The organism is Blastococcus saxobsidens (assembly GCF_010682065.1).
Taxonomy (GTDB): domain Bacteria; phylum Actinomycetota; class Actinomycetes; order Mycobacteriales; family Geodermatophilaceae; genus Blastococcus; species Blastococcus saxobsidens_B.
On sequence record NZ_JAAGWG010000026.1, the window covers coordinates 46,337 to 65,253 of the forward strand.

Annotated in this window: 19 protein-coding genes; 12 read left to right on the forward strand and 7 right to left on the reverse strand. The window is 74.6% G+C overall.

What is annotated here, in order from left to right; all coding sequences use genetic code 11:
- The first annotated feature begins 34 nt into the window (after positions 1–34).
- Positions 35–796, forward strand: a complete 762-nt coding sequence (locus tag GCU60_RS15885; protein ID WP_163206972.1) for an SDR family oxidoreductase — start codon at positions 35–37, stop codon at positions 794–796.
- Between the two features lie 6 nt (positions 797–802).
- Here GCU60_RS15885 and GCU60_RS15890 read toward each other — a convergent pair whose 3' ends face one another.
- On the reverse strand, positions 803–1,474 hold the full coding sequence (locus tag GCU60_RS15890; protein WP_163206974.1) for a DUF429 domain-containing protein: 672 nt from the start codon (positions 1,472–1,474) through the stop codon (positions 803–805).
- Positions 1,475–1,500: 26 nt separating this feature from the next.
- Between GCU60_RS15890 and GCU60_RS15895 the strand changes: the two genes are divergently transcribed.
- A complete protein-coding gene (locus GCU60_RS15895) occupies positions 1,501–1,992 on the forward strand; it encodes a ribose-5-phosphate isomerase (protein ID WP_163206976.1) in 492 nt (163 codons plus the stop codon).
- The gene (locus tag GCU60_RS15900) at positions 1,989–2,564 is read left to right on the forward strand and encodes a hypothetical protein (RefSeq protein ID WP_163206978.1); all 576 of its coding nucleotides are present in this window, start codon (positions 1,989–1,991) and stop codon (positions 2,562–2,564) included. Before GCU60_RS15895 ends, GCU60_RS15900 begins: the two co-directional genes overlap by 4 nt.
- Here GCU60_RS15900 and GCU60_RS15905 read toward each other — a convergent pair.
- Entirely contained in the window at positions 2,561–3,805 is a 1,245-nt protein-coding gene (locus GCU60_RS15905; protein WP_163206980.1) for a GNAT family N-acetyltransferase, read from the reverse strand. The genes GCU60_RS15900 and GCU60_RS15905 overlap by 4 nt on opposite strands.
- Before the next feature lie 158 nt (positions 3,806–3,963).
- Between GCU60_RS15905 and GCU60_RS15910 the strand changes: the two genes are divergently transcribed.
- Entirely contained in the window at positions 3,964–4,167 is a 204-nt protein-coding gene (locus tag GCU60_RS15910; protein ID WP_163206982.1) for a hypothetical protein, read from the forward strand.
- A gap of 5 nt (positions 4,168–4,172) precedes the next feature.
- On the forward strand, positions 4,173–4,535 hold the full coding sequence (locus tag GCU60_RS15915; RefSeq protein ID WP_163206984.1) for an MmcQ/YjbR family DNA-binding protein: 363 nt from the start codon (positions 4,173–4,175) through the stop codon (positions 4,533–4,535).
- On the opposite strand, the gene GCU60_RS15920 is transcribed toward GCU60_RS15915, so the two are convergent.
- Both GCU60_RS15920 and GCU60_RS15925 read right to left on the reverse strand, forming a co-directional pair.
- Positions 4,520–5,188: a response regulator gene (locus tag GCU60_RS15920; RefSeq protein WP_430537426.1), complete on the reverse strand. Its 669-nt coding sequence runs from the start codon at positions 5,186–5,188 to the stop codon at positions 4,520–4,522. The genes GCU60_RS15915 and GCU60_RS15920 overlap by 16 nt on opposite strands.
- Positions 5,185–6,498 carry a sensor histidine kinase gene (locus GCU60_RS15925; RefSeq protein WP_163206986.1) on the reverse strand — a complete coding sequence of 438 codons (1,314 nt, stop codon included), beginning with the start codon at positions 6,496–6,498 and terminating at the stop codon, positions 5,185–5,187. Before GCU60_RS15925 ends, GCU60_RS15920 begins: the two co-directional genes overlap by 4 nt.
- A 235-nt stretch (positions 6,499–6,733) precedes the next feature.
- Here GCU60_RS15925 and GCU60_RS15930 point away from each other — a divergent pair, with 235 nt between their 5' ends.
- Positions 6,734–8,371 carry a hypothetical protein gene (locus GCU60_RS15930; RefSeq protein ID WP_163206988.1) on the forward strand — a complete coding sequence of 546 codons (1,638 nt, stop codon included), beginning with the start codon at positions 6,734–6,736 and terminating at the stop codon, positions 8,369–8,371.
- A 72-nt stretch (positions 8,372–8,443) separates the two neighbouring features.
- A complete protein-coding gene (locus GCU60_RS15935; RefSeq protein ID WP_163206990.1) occupies positions 8,444–9,427 on the forward strand; it encodes an RNA polymerase subunit sigma-70 in 984 nt (327 codons plus the stop codon).
- Positions 9,428–9,472: 45 nt separating this feature from the next.
- Here GCU60_RS15935 and GCU60_RS15940 read toward each other — a convergent pair whose 3' ends face one another.
- Positions 9,473–10,864, reverse strand: coding sequence for a hypothetical protein (locus GCU60_RS15940; protein WP_163206992.1), 1,392 nt, complete (start codon positions 10,862–10,864; stop codon positions 9,473–9,475).
- A 41-nt stretch (positions 10,865–10,905) separates the two neighbouring features.
- Positions 10,906–11,217: a hypothetical protein gene (locus GCU60_RS15945; RefSeq protein WP_163206994.1), complete on the reverse strand. Its 312-nt coding sequence runs from the start codon at positions 11,215–11,217 to the stop codon at positions 10,906–10,908.
- 211 nt (positions 11,218–11,428) lie between these two features.
- Here GCU60_RS15945 and GCU60_RS15950 point away from each other — a divergent pair, with 211 nt between their 5' ends.
- Positions 11,429–11,806, forward strand: a complete 378-nt coding sequence (locus GCU60_RS15950; protein ID WP_163206996.1) for a hypothetical protein — start codon at positions 11,429–11,431, stop codon at positions 11,804–11,806.
- A 152-nt stretch (positions 11,807–11,958) separates the two neighbouring features.
- Here GCU60_RS15950 and GCU60_RS15955 read toward each other — a convergent pair whose 3' ends face one another.
- Positions 11,959–13,431 carry an MFS transporter gene (locus GCU60_RS15955; protein ID WP_163206998.1) on the reverse strand — a complete coding sequence of 491 codons (1,473 nt, stop codon included), beginning with the start codon at positions 13,429–13,431 and terminating at the stop codon, positions 11,959–11,961.
- Between the two features lie 106 nt (positions 13,432–13,537).
- Between GCU60_RS15955 and GCU60_RS15960 the strand changes: the two genes are divergently transcribed.
- The 4 genes from GCU60_RS15960 (at position 13,538) to GCU60_RS15975 (ending at position 18,851) form a co-directional block, all read left to right on the forward strand.
- Positions 13,538–15,589, forward strand: coding sequence for a cation:proton antiporter (locus GCU60_RS15960; RefSeq protein ID WP_163207000.1), 2,052 nt, complete (start codon positions 13,538–13,540; stop codon positions 15,587–15,589).
- 150 nt (positions 15,590–15,739) lie between these two features.
- The gene (locus tag GCU60_RS15965; RefSeq protein WP_163207002.1) at positions 15,740–16,762 is read left to right on the forward strand and encodes an iron-siderophore ABC transporter substrate-binding protein; all 1,023 of its coding nucleotides are present in this window, start codon (positions 15,740–15,742) and stop codon (positions 16,760–16,762) included.
- A complete protein-coding gene (locus GCU60_RS15970) occupies positions 16,759–17,802 on the forward strand; it encodes an iron chelate uptake ABC transporter family permease subunit (RefSeq protein WP_163207004.1) in 1,044 nt (347 codons plus the stop codon). The genes GCU60_RS15965 and GCU60_RS15970 overlap by 4 nt, the downstream gene beginning before the upstream one ends.
- On the forward strand, positions 17,799–18,851 hold the full coding sequence (locus tag GCU60_RS15975) for an iron chelate uptake ABC transporter family permease subunit (RefSeq protein WP_163207006.1): 1,053 nt from the start codon (positions 17,799–17,801) through the stop codon (positions 18,849–18,851). Before GCU60_RS15970 ends, GCU60_RS15975 begins: the two co-directional genes overlap by 4 nt.
- Positions 18,852–18,917: the final 66 nt, after the last annotated feature.

The following is an 18,917-nucleotide window of genomic DNA, read 5'->3' on the forward strand; positions in this document are numbered from 1 at the left end:
GAGCGCTGATGCGGGGGTGCGGCATGCTGTCGGGGTGCCGCACCCCACTCGTCAGCGCATCTTCATCTCCGGCGCCAGTGCCGGCCTCGGCGAGGGCATGGCCCGCCGCTTCGCGGCCATGGGCCGAGACCTCGCGCTCTGCGCCCGCCGGGTCGACCGGCTGGAGGCGCTGCGCGAGGAACTGCTCGCCGCGCATCCCGGCATCCGCATCGAGGTCGCCGCGATGGACGTCGACGACCCGGAGTCGGTGGCCACGGTGCTGCCGGAGCTGGCCGACCGGCTCGGTGGCCTGGACCGGGTGATCGTCAACGCCGGCATCGGCAAGGGCGCGTCGGTCGGCACCGGCAAGGCGTGGGCCAACCGGGCCACGCTGCTCACCAACGTCCTCGGCTCGCACGCCCAGTGCGAGGCCGCGATGGAGCTGTTCCGCACGCAGGGGATGGGCCACCTGGTGCTCATTTCCTCCGTCGCGTCGGTGCGCGGGATGCCCGGCAGCCGGACGGCGTACGGCGCGAGCAAGGCGGCGCTCAACGCGCTGGCCGAGGGGATGCGCTCCGACGTCTACGGCTCGCAGATCGTCGTCTCGGCGATCCTGCCCGGCTACATCGCGACCGACATCAACGTCGGCCGCCGTGGGCCCTTCACCGTCGGCCTGGACAAGGGTGTCAAGGCGCTCACCGAGACCATCGAGCGCGAGCCGGTCCGCGGCTACGTGCCCGAGTTCCCGTGGCGCCCGGTGGCCGGCCTGCTCCGACTCCTCCCGCTGTCGGTCGTCCGCCGCCTCACCGGTTCCTGACGGGTCTCACCAGCAGATCCGCATCGGCCGGCCGCGACGGTCGGTGGCGCCGTCCCCGACGCACTCGCCCGCACCAAGAGCCAGGCGCGCGGCCGACCACGCCGCCGCGCACGCGTCCATCGCGTCGATGACCGGTACGCCCGCCGGAGCGGCGGCGAGCGACTCCTCGACGTCCATGACGGTCCGCAGTGCCCTCAGCCGCTGCACCGTGCCGCGGGCGGTGCCCTTCCGGTCGCGCACCTCTGGCGAGAGCGCGCGGAACGCCAGCTCCGGGTGCACCTCGACCACGCGGTCGGTGGGCGGGTCGCCCAGGGCGTCGTCGAGGGCGCGGATCGCCTTGACCAGCTGGAACGCCTGCGCCGACGGCGCCCGCGGTGGGACGGTGTGCGCCCGGGAGATCGCGCGGGCCTCGGCGTAGTCGTCCGTCGCCAGCACGGCGCGCACCGGGGTGGGGAAGACCGAGCTGCCCAGGGGGCCGAGCAGCTTTCGGGCGAGGACATCGCAGGCCCGGACCCCGTCGTCCGACAGCCCGATGGGCATGTCGATCGCGATCAGCTCCACGTCGGGGACGGCGAGGGCGGCAGCGACGTCGTCCAGGACCAGCAGCTCCACCGTGCGGCCGGCCAGCTTCGCGCCCACCCAGCGTCCCCGCCAGCCGTCGACCCCCAGGACCGCCATGCGCCCAGCCTGTCAAACTGCTCGTCATGCGCGTCTTCGTCGGTACCGACCACGCCGGCCTCGAGTTCAAGGACCACCTGAAGAAGGTGCTCACCGAGGCCGGGCACGAGCCGGTCGACTGCGGGGCGTTCGAGTACGACGCCCAGGACGACTACCCGCCCTTCTGCTTCGAGGTGGGGGAGCGGACGGTGACCGAGCCCGGGTCGCTCGGCGTCGTCATCGGCGGCTCGGGCAACGGCGAGCAGATCGCGGCGAACAAGGTGCCCGGCGTCCGCGCCGCGCTGGTGTGGAACACCGCCACCGCCCAGCTGGCCCGCCAGCACAACGACGCGAACGTCGTCTCGATCGGCGCCCGGCAGCACTCCGTCGAGGAGGCGACCGAGCTGGTGCTGGAGTTCCTCCGGACGCCGTTCAGCGGCGACGAGCGGCACATCCGGCGGATCGGCCTGATCAGCGACTACGAGCGCGACCGGCACCGCCCGGCCGGCGGCCTCCCCACCCGCACCGAGCACCCGTGACCCCGCCCGACGGCAGCTCGGTCCGCGCCGCCGTCGGAGCGGTGCGGCAGCTGCTCGACCGGGTGCCGGACGGGAACGCCGACGTCCCGGCCATGGGCTGCTCGGTGACCGCCGTGGCCGGGCACCTCAACAGCTGCCTGGCGTTCTACGCCCACGACCTGGCCGCCGGGCCCGCCGACGTGAGCGGCATGACCGTGGAGCCCCGCCCGGACGCCTTGCTGGCCGAGCTGACCGCGGGGCTGGCCGCGTGGGCCGAGGTGCTGGCCCGCACCGTCGACGCGGCACGCCCCGACGACCGCGGCAGCCACTCCGACGGGATCGCCGACGCCGCCGGGTTCGCCGCCATCGGCTGCGCGGAGCTGCTCGTGCACGGCACCGACGTCGCCGCAGCCCTGGACCTGGCCTGGGAGCCGCCGGCGGAGGTGGCTGCCGCCGTCCGGGCCCGGCTGTTCCCCGAGGTGCCTGCCACGGACGACCCGGTCGCCGATCTGCTCTGGGCCACCGGCCGGCTGGAGCTGCCGGGGCGCCCGCGCCGGACCGGGTGGAGCTACGCGATGGCGCCGTCCGCCTAGAAGTCCTCCGAGGCCGCGGGCGCGACCGGCCAGCCGAACGCCGTGGCGGCCAGCGTCACCGCGCCGGGGCTCACCTCGGTCACCCGTCCGGCGCCCTGCAGCGTGGCCAGCGAGACGCCCCCGAGGTAGGCCGCGGACAGCGCCTCGATGCCGAGCACGAGGTCGGGGTCGCGGTCGGTCGGCCCGCAGTAGGCGCCGGCCGGGTGACCCGACAGCCGCCAGCGGCCGTCGTTCCACGGGCAGAACGCGTCGCGCACCTCCAGCACGAGGTCGATCGGGGCCGGGTAGCGCCGCGCGGCCAGCGCCCGGCCGACGTCGACCAGCCGCACCCACAGCGCGTCCACGGGGCGGGCGTGCAGCGCACGGGAGTCGTGCAGCAGGTGGCGCAGCGGGTCGTCGGCACCGGCGTTCGGCGCCTGCACCGTGCGCACCAGGTCGATGCCCAGCAGGAACTGCCACAGCGCGGCGTAGCCGGCCGTGGACGCGGCCCGCACGTCCTCGACGGTGAGCGTGCTCTCCGGCTCGCCCGCGTCGCTCCACGACGACTTGACGCGGTAGGTGGCGTACCCGGTCACCGCGCCGTCGGCCTCGGTGTGCAGGGCGTACTGCCGCGCGGTCGCGCCGTGCCGCTGCTCCGGGTCGTCGACGAGGGCGCGGGTCCACCACCGCTCGTCGCGGGCGGTGTTGCCCGGCACGAACCGGCGCACCGCCTCGTGCACCGCCGCGGCCGGCCCGCGGAACTCGTCCTCCTCGACCAGCCGCACCCGCCCGCTGCCGGTGTCGACGTCGTCGCGGAGGCGCAGCCGTTCGGTCCTGCCGGTCCAGCCGCCCTTCCAGGAGGCGGGGGCGTAGCCGAACCGGCCGTAGATCGATGCCTCCGCCGCCCACAGCGCGGCCACCGGCTCGCGCTCCTGCTCGTGCAGCTCGGTCAGCTGCCGGCGCATCATCGCCGTGAGGATGCCGCGGCGGCGGTGGGTGGGGGCGACGGTGACCCAGGTGACGCCGGCGGTCGGCACCACGGCGCCGGGCACCGTCATCTGCAGGCTGTAGATGCCCGACGTCGCGACGACCCGGCCGTCCTCGACGATGCCCAGCGACCGGTCCAGCTCGGCCACCGGGGAGGGCGACTCCTGGTACGGGCCCGAGGGCGGGTCCCCGAACGCCGCGCCGAGAGCGCGCTTGAGCGCCGGCCACTCGTCGGTGGTGAGGGGGCGCAGCCGGGCGGAGACGTCGTCGGTCACGGGTCGTGTCTACCTCCCGGGTCCGACGTCGGGCCAACCGATATCGGTCCCGCGGCGATCACGGCGGGTGCGGCCCGGGCCGACGGCGGGGTGCGCCGGCTGCCCGGGGCGTACCGCGAGCACTTCTGGGGGCGCCCGCGCGGTGTCATGCTGCGCCGATGGACCCGGAGCAGCGGCCGATCGGCTGGTGGGTGAAGCGGCTGGGCACCCTGCTCGACGAGGCCGTGGACGCCGTCGTCGCCGGTGAGGAACTGACCCGGCAGCATGTCGTGGACGGGCTGTCCCGGCAGGAGTACGAGCGGACCGTGCTGGTGCTCAGCAGGATGGTCGGGAACGTCGAGCGCGCGCTCGGGCGCGGGTGAGCCGCGTGCCCGCCACCTCCGCCGACGTCCGGGCCGCCGGGCTCGCCCTGCCCGAGGCCACCGAGCGCCCGGCCTGGGACATGGCCTGCCTGCGGGTGCGGGACAAGATCTTCGCCTCGATGCCCCCGGACGGGACCTGGGTGGCGATCAGGCTGGCCGAGGGCGAGAACCACGGGCTGGCCGCCGAGCGCCCGGCCGTATTCTCGGTGCCGCAGCACTACCGGAACTCCTCGATGGTCGTCGTCGACCTGGCCGTGGTCGACCGGGACGAGCTGACCGAGCTGCTCATCGAGGCGTGGCGGCTGCGGGCACCGGCCCGGCTGCGGGCCGCCTTCGACGCGGCGCCGGGCGCTCAGCCGCGCAGGTAGGCCAGCGTGGCCAGCACCCGGCGGTGCTGGTCCTCGTCGGGGGCCAGGCCGAGCTTGGCGAAGATGTGCTGGGTGTGCTTCTCCACCGCGCCGGGGGTGACCACCAGGGTCCGGGCGATCGCGGTGTTGGAGTGCCCCTCCGCGATCAGCCCCAGCACCTCCCGTTCGCGTGGGGTCAGCCGGCGCACCGGGTCGTCGGAGCGGCGGCGGGCGAACAGCTGGGACACCACCTGCGGGTCGAGCGCCGTGCCGCCGCCGACGACGTCCTCCAGCGCGGTGAGGAACGCGTCGACGTCGGCCACCCGGTCCTTGAGCAGGTAGCCGACGCCGCCGGCGCCGTCGGCCAGCAGCTCGTCGGCGTAGGCCACCTCGACGTACTGGGAGAGGACCAGGACCGCGGTGCCGGGCACCGAGCGGCGCGCCTCGACCGCCGCCCGCAGCCCCTCGTCGGTGTGGGTCGGGGGCATCCGGACGTCGACGACGGCGACGTCCGGCCGGAGCTCGGTGACCGCGCGGACCAGCGATTCGCCATCACCCACCGCGGCCACCACCTCGGTGCCGGCCTCCTCGAGCAGCCGGACCAGGCCCTCCCGCAGCAGCACCGAGTCGTCGGCCAGGACCACCCGCAGCGGCCGGCCCGGCGGTCGGCTCACGTGCACGGGAGGTCCGCGGTGAGCCGGGTGGGGCCGCCTCGGGGGCTGTCGACGCCGAGTGTGCCGTCCACGGCCTGCAGCCGGTCGGCCAGCCCGGCGAGGCCGTGCCCGGGGGCGAGGACCGCGCCGCCGGAGCCGTCGTCCTCCACCACGACGCGCAGCCGGTCGCCGGAGCAGCTCAGCGCCACCCGGCAGATGCCGGCGTCGCTGTGCTTGGCGACGTTGGCCAGCGCCTCGCTGACGACGAAGTAGGCGGTGTTCTCGGTGACCGGCGCCAGCCGCTCCGCGGGCAGGTCGACGGCGAGGTCGACCGGCACGGGGGAGCGGGCGGCCAGCGCCGCGAGGGCGGCGGCGAGACCGCGGTCGGCGAGCACCGGCGGGGCGATGCCGCGGGAGAGGGCACGCAGCTCCTCCAGCGTCTCCCGGGCCAGGCCGGCCGCCTCGCCCAGCGTGGCGCGGGCGGCGTCGGGGTCGCGGTCGAGCTGCCGCTGGGCGCGCGAGAGGTCCATGCCGAGGCGGACCAGGCGCTGCTGCGGACCGTCGTGGATGTCGCGCTCGAGCCGGCGCAGCGCGACCGCCTCGGCGGCGACGGCGGCGTCGCGACCCTCGGCCAGCCGGCCGATCTCGGCCTGCGTGGCGGCGCGGGAGGTGAGCATCACGCGGGCGAGGTGGGCCTGCAGCAGGGCGACGCCGCGGACGGCGAGCGGCAGCAGGACGGCGAAGAGCAGGCCGACGCCGACGTACGCCACGACGCGGCGGCCGGCGGTCGACTCGAAGCCGAGCAGCTCCAGCAGGTCGTAGTTCTGCGGATCGCGGGAGGCGTCGGGCAGCGCCCAGTCCCACGCCCAGTAGGTCAGGCCGCCGAGCGCGCCGGCCCACATCGTCACCGTGACGACGAACCCGAGGATCGCCAGCGGGAACCGGAGCAGCGCGTGCAGGGCGTCCAGCCAGGTCTGCGGGTCCCGCAGCGGGGTGAGGAGCCTGCCGACAGCCGAGCCCTGCGGCACCCGGTACGCGGGGGAGGGCACCGGACGGCCCAGGACGGCGGGCAGCCAGGCCCGCTCGACGGTGGCGAACCCGCGGGCGGCCATCAGCGTGGCGGCCAGCACGGCCACGCCCACCCAGATGACCAGCAGGCCGGCCCCGAGCGCGAGCCCGGTGAGGACGACGACGAAGGCGGCGACGCCCACCGGGAAGTTCGTCAGGGTGTAGCCGGTGTCGATGCCGAGTTGGCGGACGCGGCCGCGCACCCCGGTCGGGGCGGGTGCGGTGGCCGGCAGAGCGGGCTGGACGAGCGTGTCCGTGGTCATGACGTCGAGCCTGCTGGCCGGGCCGCCGGGATCCCATCCCGCTGACTGGCCTCCTCGTGGTCGGGCCGGCCCGACTCCTGGTGCACCGTCATCTCGACGTAGATGCTCCTGGCCGGGCGCGGGCGGTGTCCAGCAGCGCGCGCCGGGTGTCCCTCTCGCTAGGGTCGAACGCTGACCGCGCCGTCGTCGCCGTGCTCCCTGCACCAGCGCCGCGCGGGGAACGGAGGACGCCCTCGTGCGCTCCCGCACGCTGCCCCTGGTCCTGTGTGCCGTCCTGGTCTCCGGCTGCACCGGCGACGGTGACGACGAACCCGGCGGCGAGGAGTCCGCCGTCGTCGGCGCGTCCGCACCGGAGGAGCGGCTGACCGTGGTCGCCGATCCGGATCCGGTGGCCGCCGCCGTCGGCACCAGCCGCGCGCTCTTCGAGCGGTCCGACGTCGTGGTGGTCGCCCGTGCGGTCGACAGCGCGGGAGTGCTGCTGGGCTCGTCGGCCGCCGTGGGCCTCGGGGTGCCGCTGCTGGTGGTCGACGGGGCGGACGACGGCGCCGTGACCGAAGAGCTGGACCGGCTGGGTGCCACCGACGTCCTCGTCGTGGGCGACGCGGAGCTGCCGGCCGGCGACGGCGGGCCCGAGGTCCTGGCGGTGCCGGCCACGGTCGCCGCCGTCGGCGAGGCGACCGGCCTGGACCTGGGCGACGCCGATCCCGTGCCGGCCGACGGCGACAACGCCGCCGCCGCGGTGGCCGCGCTGGACCGCGACGATCCGGTCGCCCTGCTGCCGGAGGGTGCGGAGCCGTCCGGGGAACCCGTCGACGGCTCGCTGCCCGCGGTGGAGCCGGCCGAGCCGCTGGAGGACGTCGTCGTGCTGGCCACCGGCGACTCGCCGGCCGGGATCGCCACCGCCCGTGCGGCCGGGGCCCGGGTGGTGCTCACCGGCGGGGCGACCGACCCGCGGGCGTCGGCCGACCTGGTCGATGCCCTGGCCGAGCAGCCGGAGGCCTCGGTGGTCGCGCTCGGAGGCGGCTTCGCCGACGAGGACGGGCTGGAGTGGAAGACGGCGACGGCGGCCACCGGCGAGCAGCTGCCGGGCGGCGGGCAGCTGGTGTTCCCCGGGCGGCTGCTCATCGCGCTCTACGGGCACCCCGGCACCGGGGCGCTCGGCCTGATGGGCGAGCAGCCGCTGGACGCGGCGATCGAGCGGGCCCGTGCGTACGCCGCTGAGTACGAGCCGCTGGTGGAGGAGACGGTGGTGCCGACCTTCGAGATCATCGCGACGGTCGCGTCGTCGTCGGCCGGGGACGACGGCGACTACTCGGCCGAGGCCGACGTGGAGTTCCTGCGGCCCTGGGTCGAGGCGGCCGGCGAGGCCGGGATGTACGTGGTGCTGGACCTGCAGCCGGGGCGCACCGACTTCGTCACCCAGGCCGAGCTGTACCGCTCCCTGCTGGAGCTGCCGCACGTCGGCCTGGCCCTGGACCCGGAGTGGCGGCTCGGTCCCGGCGAGGTGCACCTGGAGCAGATCGGCTCGGTCGAGGTCGAGGAGGTCAACCGGGTCGTGACCTGGCTGGCCGACCTGACCCGGGAGAACGAGCTGCCGCAGAAGCTGCTGGTCCTGCACCAGTTCCGGCTGGACATGCTGCCGGGGCGGGAGCGGGTGGACCTGAGCCGCGACGAACTGGCCGTGATGGTGCACGCCGACGGCCAGGGCGGTCAGCCCGACAAGCAGGCCACCTGGGCGGCGCTGCGCCGGGAGGCCCCCGAAGGGCTGTGGTGGGGCTGGAAGAACTTCATCGACGAGGACCTGCCGATGCTCACGCCGGAGCAGACGATCAGCGGTGTGGAGCCCGATCCTCAGCTGATCAGCTACCAGTAGGGCCCGACCCCTCCCGTTCTGTCGGCGGGCTGTGGTGTGCTGGCTTCCACATCGATCCCGGAGGTGGTGCAGGTGACCAGCGTCGCGCTCGGCCCGACCGATCAGCTCGACCCACGGCTGCTGGAGCACCGGCGCGAGCTCACCGGTTACTGCTACCGGATGCTCGGCTCGATCTTCGACGCCGAGGACGCGGTGCAGGAGACGATGGTCCGCGCGTGGCGGGGGATCGCCGACTTCGAGGGCCGGTCGGCGGTGCGCTCCTGGCTCTACCGGATCGCCACCAACGTCTGCCTCGACCAGCTCTCCGGTCGGCAGCGGCGGGCGCTGCCGATGGACCTGTCGGGCTCGCCGTACCCGCCGGTGGAGGCGTCGCTGGCCGGCCGGCTCCCGGCCTCGGCCTGGGTCGAGCCGGTGCTCGACCGCCAGGTGATCCCGGAGGACGGCGACCCCGCCGAGCAGGCGGTGGCACGCGAGTCGATCCGGCTGGCCTTCGTCGCGGCGCTGCAGCACCTGCCCCCGCGCCAGCGGGCGGTGCTGATCCTCCGGGAGGTGCTGCGCTGGAAGGCCGAGGAGGTCGCCCAGCTGCTGGACACCACGGTGGCGTCGGTGAACAGCGCGTTGCAGCGGGCACGCGCGACGCTGGCCGACCTCGAGGGGCGTCCGGCGCCGCGGTCGCTGGACTCCGAGGACAAGGCCTTGCTGGCGCGTTACCTCGACGCCTTCGAGCGCTACGACATCGACGCGTTCGTGCAGCTGCTGCACGAGGACGCCACCCAGCACATGCCGCCGTTCGAGATGTGGCTCCAGGGCCGGGAGGACATCGGCGCCTGGATGGTGACGCCTCCGGCGAGCAGCTGCCGCGGCTCGAAGCTGATCCAGACGTCGGCGAACGGGACGCCGGCCTTCGCCCAGTACCGCCCCGCGGAGGGTGGTGGTCACCTGCCCTGGGGTCTGCACGTGCTGGAGATCGAGGACGGCCGGATCGCCCACATCTCCAGCTTCCTGAACCTCGACTGCGAGCTGTTCGCCGCGCTGGGCCTGCCGACGTCGCTGTAGCGGCTGACCTCCGTGTCCGTCGCCAGCCCGGCGGTGCGGCCGCGGTCAGCGCCCAGGGCCGAACGACAGATGGAAGCCCGTATGCGCCCGGATGAAGCTCTCCATCGCGGCGACGGTGCGAGAGTCCTCGAACTGGTCGTCCGGTAGGTGCCGACGCCTGAGCGGACCCGTGCCGCTCAGGACGTCGTCGTATGCGCCGGCGACCACGGCGCCGACGAGGAGCCTCTCCGCCTGGTCCTGGGTCAGCCGCTCCGCGGACCAATGGAACCGCCCGCGGATGACCCGCAGGTACGGCCACGAGGGCAGCGGGGTCCCCCCGGTGAGGACGTGCAGAGCTGCCGGGCGACCGAGCGTGGTGCAGTAGTAGTGCGACACCCACTCGGGGGCCTGCCGGCGGACCGCCTGGACGTCGTTCGCGGCCTGGACGGCGGCGTCGAAGAACGCGCTCACGTCGTCACTCGCCCGCCGGACCGCTTCCTCGACCGTGCCGGCCGATGACAGGGGATGGCTCACCTGCCCCACCTCCAGGCCGGTGGCCGCGGTGATCTCCTGCTGCAGCCGGAGGACGGACGAGCGGTCCGGTGGTCGGCCGGCACGGAGATCGGGCAGGTCTCGCATCGCCGTCGCCGCACGGCGGAAGCGAGCCGGTGGATAGAGGTCAGCCAGCTGTGACATCCGTGCGTTGCGGTCGAGACCCGGGATGCTCGGATTGAGCGCCAGGTCGATGAGGAGGTGGATGGTCTCGAACGACAGTTCGCGCCCAGCCAGCTCGGCGGCCTGCCGTATCGGTTCGGCGTAGCCGCCCGTCAGCTTGTGGTCCAGCTGACCATGGACACCATCGGGCAGGATCTGGTGGAACGGTCCGGGTCGCAGCCCGGCTTCGTCGAGCAGGCTGGCGCACTCGAGCAGCAGTCGTGTCGAGAGCGCCGACCGGTCCACCCGGAGGACCTTCTCGCGGCGATGGGCGACGGGCGGGAACCACGGTTCTCCGCTCCGCAACGGCTCCACGCCGATGGCTCCGGAGAGGCGGAGTTCGGTGAGGCAGTCGATGACGGCGGCTGGCAGGTCGAGCGTCGTCCCGTCGAGGCCTCGCGCATCGAACAGGAACCGGTGGGTCGCCAGCAGGTCCAGCCACTGCAAGGCCAGTTCTGCCACGTCGTCGTCCAACCACGGTGCCAGCGGGACGCCCTGCTCGAGCAGCGGCCGGCCGTCAGCTCTCGACTGCGCGGCATAGCGCCGTTGCCGGCCGTCCAGTCCATCGAGGAAACGTTGGGCGACCTCGTCCCGCTGCCGCCGGAGCAGGGTGAGGAGGACGCCGATGGTGGATCCGTGCCATCGGATCCAGTGGCCGTTCTCGTGAACCAGGCCGGTGTGCTGGCTGCCCACCGCGGTGAGGGCGTCGGCGTAGTCCTCCCGCATCGTGTCCATGAAGAGCATGAAGCTCCTCAGGTCGAGCCGGGTCCGGGTATGCCCTCCGCTCATGGCTCCCCTTCGTCCGGGTGCTCCGGACGAAGGGGCGGCGTAGCGGGTCGCTCCTCGATGGGGCCGCGATCACGCGCCTTCTCGATGAGCTGTTCCAGCTCCCGCGCGAGGGTCACGGTGAGGACACCGACGGGGACCTGCAGGACCAACAGGACCCAGTCGGCGAGGAAGAGGTCGTCGTCCGACGGGGCGGTCAGAGACTGCAGGTCGGCGACGACGATGCGCTTCAGCTCTGGGTGGTCGCGGATCTCCTGCACGAGCTGTCTGATGTTCGACTCGTCCCCGGCCAGACCCCTCGCCCCGTCCACCGTCGCAGGCTAACTGCGGCACCGGACCGGCGCCTGACGTCTCGCGGGCCTCCGAGCAGGCACACGGCAGGGGGCCGCCCGAGGAACGGCGGCGTGCGAGCGGACCCGGCGGCCTGGGCCGCCGGCGTCGCTGTAGGCGCCGGGGCGTCGGCGAGTACGACGCGTTCCGGTTCCGCTTGACCCCGGGCCGTAGCGCGGCCAACCTTGGTCGATGACGGTCATGGCGCTGCCCGCGCACGGGCACTGGGCGGAGGACGCCCGCGGTGAGGGACGGTCGATCCGGGTCTCGACCCACGTCGAGAAGGGGCTGGTCAACCTCAGCCTGTGGCGCGGGGAGACCTGCGTGGGCACGGCTCGGCTGTCGCCCGAGGACGCCGCCGGGGTGGTCGCGGGACTGTCCGACGGCCTCGCCGCGATGGCCGTCCGCCCGCGGATCGTGAGCCCGGAGGCCGCGCGCGTGGCCGACCTCGAGGCCCGTCTGGCCCGCCTGGAGCACCAGGGGCAACCGCTGTGGCGCCGGGCGGCCGACGCCGTCACCGGCTGGGGTGTCCGCGCGGCGGTCCGCTCCGCCGTCAGCCCGAGGCGCTGACCACTCCGCCGTCCTCCGGGAGCGCCCCGGGACGGAGCCGCTCGGCGTGGACCACCCACGACGCTCAGGCTCTGCTCCCCCGGGGGAGCAGAGCCTGAGCGTCGGCAGCGGCGGTTCCCCACCGGTGGCGGGACCGGCCGGCGAGCACGAGATCAGTGGTCGGCCGCTGGGGAGGCCTCGACCGGGTCCGGCCTCGGCATCGGCGGCTCCGGCGGCGCGTCGCCCAGCGGACGCCGGACGAAGGCCACCGAGACCAGCGCCCCCGCGACCAGCAGGCCGGCCATGATCAGCGTCGCGGTGCGGAAGCCGGCGGCGAACGCCGTCGGGTCGGTGTAGTCGGCCCCACCCAGCCCGGCAGCGACGGGCACGACGGCGACCGCCAGCAGACCGGCCGCCCGGGCCACGGCGTTGTTCACCCCGGAGGCGACGCCGGCGAAGCGGTCCGCGGCGGAGTCGAGCACGGTGGCGGTCAGCGGCGCGACCAGCAGCGTGAGGCCGGCGCCGAAGAGAGCGACCGCGGGCAGCACGTCGCCCAGGTAGGAGGCGTCCGGGCCGATCTGGAGCATCAGCAGCACGCCGCCGGCAGACACCAGGGGTCCCGCGGTGAGCAGGGCCCGCGGTCCGATCCGCTGGGCCAGTGCCCCGACCCGCGCCGAGAACAGCAGCATCAGCACCGTCACCGGCAGCAGCGCGGTGCCGGCCAGCAGCGGGCTGAACCCCGAGACCACCTGCAGGTGCAGCACCAGCAGCACGAAGAGCGCGCCGAGAGCGGCGTAGACGAACAGGGTGGTGGCGTTGGCGGCGTTGAACTGCCGGTCGGCGAACAGCGCCGGCGGCACCAGCGGGTGCCGCGACCGGCGCTCGACGACGACGAACGCCACGAGGGCGAGCGCACCCGCCCCGGCACCCAGCCACACCGCCGGCCCGGCGCCCTGGTCCCCGGCCGCGGTCAGCGCGTAGGTGAGCGCGCCCAGACCGGCGGCGACCAACGCGGTGCCGATCCAGTCCAGCCGGGGAGCGGCCTCCGGGTCGCGCGACTCCGGGACGTGCCGGGCCGCGACGGCGACGACCAGCACGGCCAGCGGCACGTTGATCAGGAAGACAGCCCGCCAGCTCCACTCGACCAGCCAGCCGCCGACGAACGGCCCGATCGCACCGGCCACGCCGGACAACCCCGACCAGGCGCCGACCGCAGCGGCGCGGTCCGGCCCGGAGAAGGACGCCGAGATGATGGCCAGGCTGCCCGGCGTCAGCAGTGCCCCGCCGACCCCCTGGAGGGCGCGGGCGGCGACGAGGGTGCCGATGTCGGGAGCCAGACCGCACAGCAGCGAGGCGAGGGCGAACCAGACGACCCCGACGACGAAGATCCGGCGGCGCCCGTAGCGGTCGCTGAGCGATCCACCGAGCAGGATCAGCGCGGCGAGCGTGAGCGTGTAGGCGTTGACCGTCCACTGCAGCCCGGCGAAGTCCGCGCCGAGGTCGGCGCCGATCCGCTCGAGGGCGACGTTGACGACAGTCGCGTCCAGCATGGCCACACCGGAGCCGAGCACCGTCGCGAGCAGCACCCAGCGCGCCTGCGGCGTGCCCATGCGCAGCCCGGTGCCGGTGGTCGGCGGCGCGGCCATGCACGTTCCTCCTCGCCACCTGCAGACGGCGTTCCGGCTGCTCCCCGCTGTCCAACGTCGGGAGCGATGCGGGATTCCCGCTCGCCGCGTCGCGCAGAATGTCGGCATGGCGCCCGAGGCAGAGCTCGTGATCGCAGCCGGCGAGGTGCCGGGCTACCTGGCTCCGACGGCGGCCCTGGTCGTGGCCGCCGCGGTCATCGGTTACCTGTCCGCACGGGCCCGGGTGGTCCCGATCGTGGGCTTCCTGGTGGCCGGCGTCCTGATCGGCCCGGCGCAGCTGGGCATCGTCGAGAACGGCGAGGCGGTCGAGGCGGCCGCGGACATCGGCGTCATCCTGCTGCTGTTCACCATCGGGATCGAGTTCTCCCTGGAGCGGCTGGCCCGGGTCTGGACCTGGATCGCCGTCGCCGGTGGCCTGCAACTGGCGCTCGCGACCGGTGCCGGGCTGGGGCTCACCCTGGCGCTGGGCGGCGGCTGGCGCGACGGCCTGTTCACCGGGTTCCTGCTCGCGCTGTCGTCCACGGCCATCGTGCTGAAACTGTTGGGCGAGCGGCGGGAGACCTCCGCCGTGCGGGGCCGCCTGGCGCTGGCCGTGCTGATCGCCCAGGACCTGGGCGTGGTCGCCATGGTGCTGGTCGTCCCGCTGCTCGGCGCCGGTGGCGACGGTGAGGGCTCCGGCGGCGGCTCGCTGCTCTGGGCACTGCTCACCGCGGTGGCCGTGATCGCCGTCGTCCTGGTGTTCGCCCGGCGGGTGATGCCCACGGTGCTGGACGTCGTGGCGCGGACGTGCTCCCCGGAGGTCTTTCTCCTCGCGATCGTCGCCGTCTGCTTCGGCACCGCCTACCTGACCGCGCTCGCCGGGGTGAGCGTGTCCCTCGGCGCGTTCCTGGCCGGGCTGGTGGTCAGCGAGAGCCGGGCCAGCAGCCAGGCGTTCGCCGAGGTGCTGCCGCTGCAGATCGTGTTCAGCGCGGTCTTCTTCGTCTCCGTCGGCATGCTGCTGGACCTTGGCTTCACGCTCGCGAACCTGCCGCTGGTGCTGGGCACCGCGGCGGTGGTGCTGCTGGTCAAGACCCTGACCACCGCGCTCGCCGCCACCGCCGTCCGCATCCCGGTCCGCACGGCGGTCGCCACCGGGCTGCTGCTCGCGCAGGTGGGGGAGTTCTCCTTCGTGCTGCTCACCGTGGGCACCGCCGCCGGGCTGGCCCCGCTGGGCCTCGGTGACGGCCAGCAGGTGGTCGTCGCCACGACGGTCCTGCTCATGCTGCTCACCCCGCAGCTGGCCGCCGCCGGGGCGCGCCTCGACCGGTCGCGCACCGCCTCCGGCCCGGCCGGTGCCGGCACCGGGCACGGCGCGAGCACGCCGAGCGGGCACGTCGCGATCATCGGCTGGGGACCGACGGCGCTGGAGGTCGCCGCGGCCCTGCGCGGTCGCGGGGTCGACGTCGTGATGACCATGCTCAATCCCGACGGGGCGGCGCAGGCGGAGTCCGCCGGGCACCGGGTGGTGCGCGGCGACCCGACGAAGGGGGAGATCCTGCGGACGGCGGGAGTCCCCGACGTCCGCCTCGTCGTGGTCGCCGAGGACGACCCCGAGCAGGCGGTGCGGGTCGTCGCGGCGGTCCGGGCGGTCACCGACGCCCCGATCCTGGCCCGCCCGCTGGGCACCGTCGACGTCGCCGAGCTGGCGGACGCCGGCGCCGACCACATCCTCGACCGGGACCGGCTCTCCGGGCAGGCGCTGCTGCGCTCGGTGCTCGGCGAGCTGGGTCATCCGGTGGCTTCTCCGAGCCGGGGCCGGGCGGTCGTCGACACCGCCCGGGTCGTCCGCTACGTCTGGCCGGAGGAGAGCGGGTGCGGGCACGGGGCGGCGTCGGTGCCGGTGCTGCCCCTGGCGTCCGGCTGCGTCGGCTGCCTCCAGGAGGGCACCGAGTGGGTGCACCTGCGCACCTGCCTGAGCTGCGGCTACGTCGGCTGCTGCGACTCCTCCGAGCGCCGGCACGCCCGCGCGCACGCCGCCGCCGACGACCACCCGCTGGTCGCGTCGGCCGAGCCGGGGGAGAGCTGGGCCTACTGCTTCCTCGACGACGTGACGGTGCCGGCCCCGGCCGGTGCGGCCCCGGAGGCCGAGTCCTCGGCCACGCCGTCCCGCCCGCGGTGACCGCCGGGCGGCCGTCACGTGGCCGCCGCGGAGGACCCCATTGAGCCCTCCGGTTTGGTTAGGCTAGCCTTCCCTCGCTTCGCTCCGGCGACGGCGGGCATCCTCCGGGGTTCGGTCCGTCGGCGCAGCTCCGACGACTGGAAGGACCCCATGTCCCGCGCATCGACGCTGGCCGCCCTCTCCGCAGCGGTTCTGCTGACGGGTGGACTCGCCGCCTGCTCCTCCTCCGACGCCGAGGCCCAGGCCGACGGCTCGGGGGAGTTCGCCCCGATCACGATCGAGCACGCCCTCGGCGAGACCGTCATCCCGGAGAAGCCCGAGCGGGTCGCGACGGTGGCGTGGGCCAACCACGAGGTGCCGCTGGCGCTCGGCGTCGTGCCGGTGGGCATGGCCGCGGCCAACTTCGGTGACGACGACGGCGACGGCCTGCTGCCCTGGGTGAAGGAGCGGCTCGAGGAGCTCGACGCCGAGACCCCCGTGCTGTTCGACGAGACCGACGGCATCGACTTCGAGGCGGTCGCCGACACCGACCCCGACGTGATCCTCGCCGGGTACTCGGGCCTGACCCAGGAGGACTACGACACGCTCAGCGAGATCGCGCCGGTCGTGGCCTACCCGCAGGCGCCGTGGGCGACGCCGTGGCGCGAGGTCATCGAGGTCAACGCCGCGGGCATGGGCATGGCGGCCGAGGGCGAGGAGCTCGTCGCGACCATCGAGCAGGACATCGCCGACGCCGTCGCCGAGCACCCGCAGCTCGAGGGCACGTCGGCCATGTTCATGACGCACGTGGACACGACCGACCTCAGCGAGGTCAGCTTCTACACGCCGTTCGACACCCGCAGCGCCTTCTTCACCGACCTCGGGCTGACCACGCCGGCCAGCGTCGAGAAGGCCTCCAGCGACCCCGAGCAGTTCTCCGGCACGGTCAGCGCCGAGCAGGTCGACGCATTCAATGACGTCGACGTCATCGTGACCTACGGCGACCAGGAGCTGGTCGACGCGCTGAACGCCGACCCGCTGCTCTCCCAGATCCCCGCCGTCCGCAACGGCGCGCTGGTCCTGCTGCCCTCCACCCCGCTGGGCACGGCGGCGAACCCGACGCCGCTGGCGATCTCGTGGGTGCTCGAGGACTACGTCGCGATGCTCGCCGAGGCAGCTGACAAGGGGCAGTGACCGCACTCTCCCCGGCGCCGACCCCGGGTGCCGCCGTCGTGCGGCGCCCGGGGTCGGCGCGCGTCCTCTGGCTGCTGGTCGTCGTCGCCGTCCTCGTCCTGATCGCGGCGGCCTCGGTGGCAGTGGGCTCGCGGGACGTCGGCTGGTCCGACATCGTCGCCGCCCTCGGTGGGTCCTCGGACTCCATCGCCGAGGCGGCGGTGACCAAGCGGATCCCGCGGACGGTGCTCGCCGTCCTCGTCGGGGCGGCGCTCGGGCTCGCCGGCGCGGTGATGCAGGGGGTGACCCGCAATCCGCTGGCCGACCCCGGCGTCCTGGGCATCAACATGGGTGCGTCGCTCTTCGTCGTCGCCGGCTTCGCCTGGTTCGGGCTGTTCACCGCGACCAGCCGGATCTGGACGGCGGTCGCGGGCGCCGCGGTGGCGGCGGTCTTCGTCTACGCCGTCGGCTCGCTGGGTCGCGGCGGGGCGACGCCGCTGAAGCTGGCGCTGGCCGGCGCGGCGACGTCGGCGGCCCTCACGTCGTTCATCACCGCCATCGCCCTGCCCCGGGGCGACATCACCGAGAGCGTCCAGTCGTGGCAGGTCGGCGGGGTGGGCGGCGCGACGTTCGCCACCATCACCCCGGTGCTGCCCTTCCTGGCCGCCGGCCTGGCGCTCAGCCTGCTGTCCGCGCGAAGCCTGAACTCCCTGGCGCTGGGCGACGAGCTCGCGGCCGGTCTGGGGGAGCGCGTGGCGCTGGTGCGCGGCGTGGCCGCCTTCGGCTCGGTGCTGCTCTGCGGCGCGGCCACCGCCGTCGCCGGGCCGATCTGGTTCGTGGGGCTCGTCGTCCCGCACCTGTGCCGGCTGCTGGTCGGCGTGGACCACCGTTGGCTGCTGCCGTTCTCGGCGCTCACCGGGGCCTGCCTGCTGACCGCCTCCGACGTCGTCGGCCGCATCATCGCCCGCCCGGCCGAGCTCGACGTCGGCATCCTCACCGCGCTCATCGGCGCCCCGTTCTTCATCGCCATCGTCCGCCGGCAGAAGGTGCGGGAGCTGTGAGCACCACCCTCGCTCCGGCCCCGTCGACCGTCGACGCCGTCGCCCGCGGGCGGACCCGCCGCGCCTCCCGCCGGCGGGTCGTCGTCGTGGTGCTCGCCGTCCTCGTCCTCGCCGCGTTCGCGGCGTCGCTGATGGTCGGGCGGACCTTCTACCCGCCCGGCGACGTGCTGCGGGTCGTGGCCGGCCAGGACGTGCCCGGCGCCTCCTTCACGGTCGGCCGGCTGCGGCTGCCCCGGGCGGTGCTCGCCGTGGTGGCCGGCCTGAGCTTCGGCCTGGCCGGCGTCACCTTCCAGACCATGCTGCGCAACCCGCTGGCCAGTCCGGACGTCATCGGCATCAGCACCGGCGCCAGCGCCGCCGCGGCGTTCGCGATCGTCGTCCTGGGGTGGTCGGGCACCGCGGTGTCCATGACCGCGATCGTGGCCGCGCTGGGCGTGGCGCTGCTGATCTACGGGCTGGCGTTCAAGAACGGGGTCGCGGGCACCCGGCTGATCCTCATCGGCATCGGCGTCGCCGCCATGTCCACCAGCGCCACGAACTACGTGCTGTCGAAGGCCGGCGCCTGGGACTACGCCGAGGCACTGCGCTGGCTGACCGGCAGCCTCAACGGCACCACCTGGGGAGTCACGGTCCCGGCGCTGGTCGCGCTGGTCGTGCTGGGGCCGGTCCTGCTGAGCCGGACGCGGGAGCTGTCGGCGCTGCAGCTGGGGGACGACGCCGCGTCGGCGCTCGGCGTTCGCGTCGAGCGGACCCGCATCGTCGCCATCGTGGCGGCGGTCGGCCTCATCGCCTTCGCCACCGCCGCGTGCGGCCCGATCGCCTTCGTGTCGTTCCTCGCCGGTCCGATCGCGGCGCGCGTCGTCGGCCCGAACGGCTCGCTCCTGGTTCCGGCCGCGCTGGTGGGATCGCTGCTGGTGCTGCTGGCCGACCTCGTCGGCCAGTTCGCGCTGGAGACCCGCTTCCCGGTCGGCGTCGTCACCGGGGTGCTGGGCGCGCCGTACCTGATCTACCTGATCGTCCGGACCAACCGCGTCGGAGGTTCGTTGTGAGCGGACAGAGGCGTGAGCATCGCAGCGAGCGCCAGCGAGCGAGGAGCGGAGCGCCTCGCGGGAGCG

What these genes read in the sequence shown, in the direction of transcription:
- GCU60_RS15910 (WP_163206982.1), top strand. Translation starts at nt 3,964, where the DNA reads ATGGACCCGGAGCAGCGGCCGATCGGCTGGTGGGTGAAGCGGCTGGGC.
- GCU60_RS15890 (WP_163206974.1), bottom strand. Translation starts at nt 1,474, where the DNA reads ATGGCGGTCCTGGGGGTCGACGGCTGGCGGGGACGCTGGGTGGGCGCG.
- GCU60_RS15940 (WP_163206992.1), bottom strand. Translation starts at nt 10,864, where the DNA reads ATGCTCTTCATGGACACGATGCGGGAGGACTACGCCGACGCCCTCACC.
- GCU60_RS15960 (WP_163207000.1), top strand. Translation starts at nt 13,538, where the DNA reads ATGGCGCCCGAGGCAGAGCTCGTGATCGCAGCCGGCGAGGTGCCGGGC.
- GCU60_RS15895 (WP_163206976.1), top strand. Translation starts at nt 1,501, where the DNA reads ATGCGCGTCTTCGTCGGTACCGACCACGCCGGCCTCGAGTTCAAGGAC.
- GCU60_RS15965 (WP_163207002.1), top strand. Translation starts at nt 15,740, where the DNA reads ATGTCCCGCGCATCGACGCTGGCCGCCCTCTCCGCAGCGGTTCTGCTG.
- GCU60_RS15955 (WP_163206998.1), bottom strand. Translation starts at nt 13,431, where the DNA reads ATGGCCGCGCCGCCGACCACCGGCACCGGGCTGCGCATGGGCACGCCG.
- GCU60_RS15925 (WP_163206986.1), bottom strand. Translation starts at nt 6,498, where the DNA reads ATGACCACGGACACGCTCGTCCAGCCCGCTCTGCCGGCCACCGCACCC.
- GCU60_RS15950 (WP_163206996.1), top strand. Translation starts at nt 11,429, where the DNA reads ATGACGGTCATGGCGCTGCCCGCGCACGGGCACTGGGCGGAGGACGCC.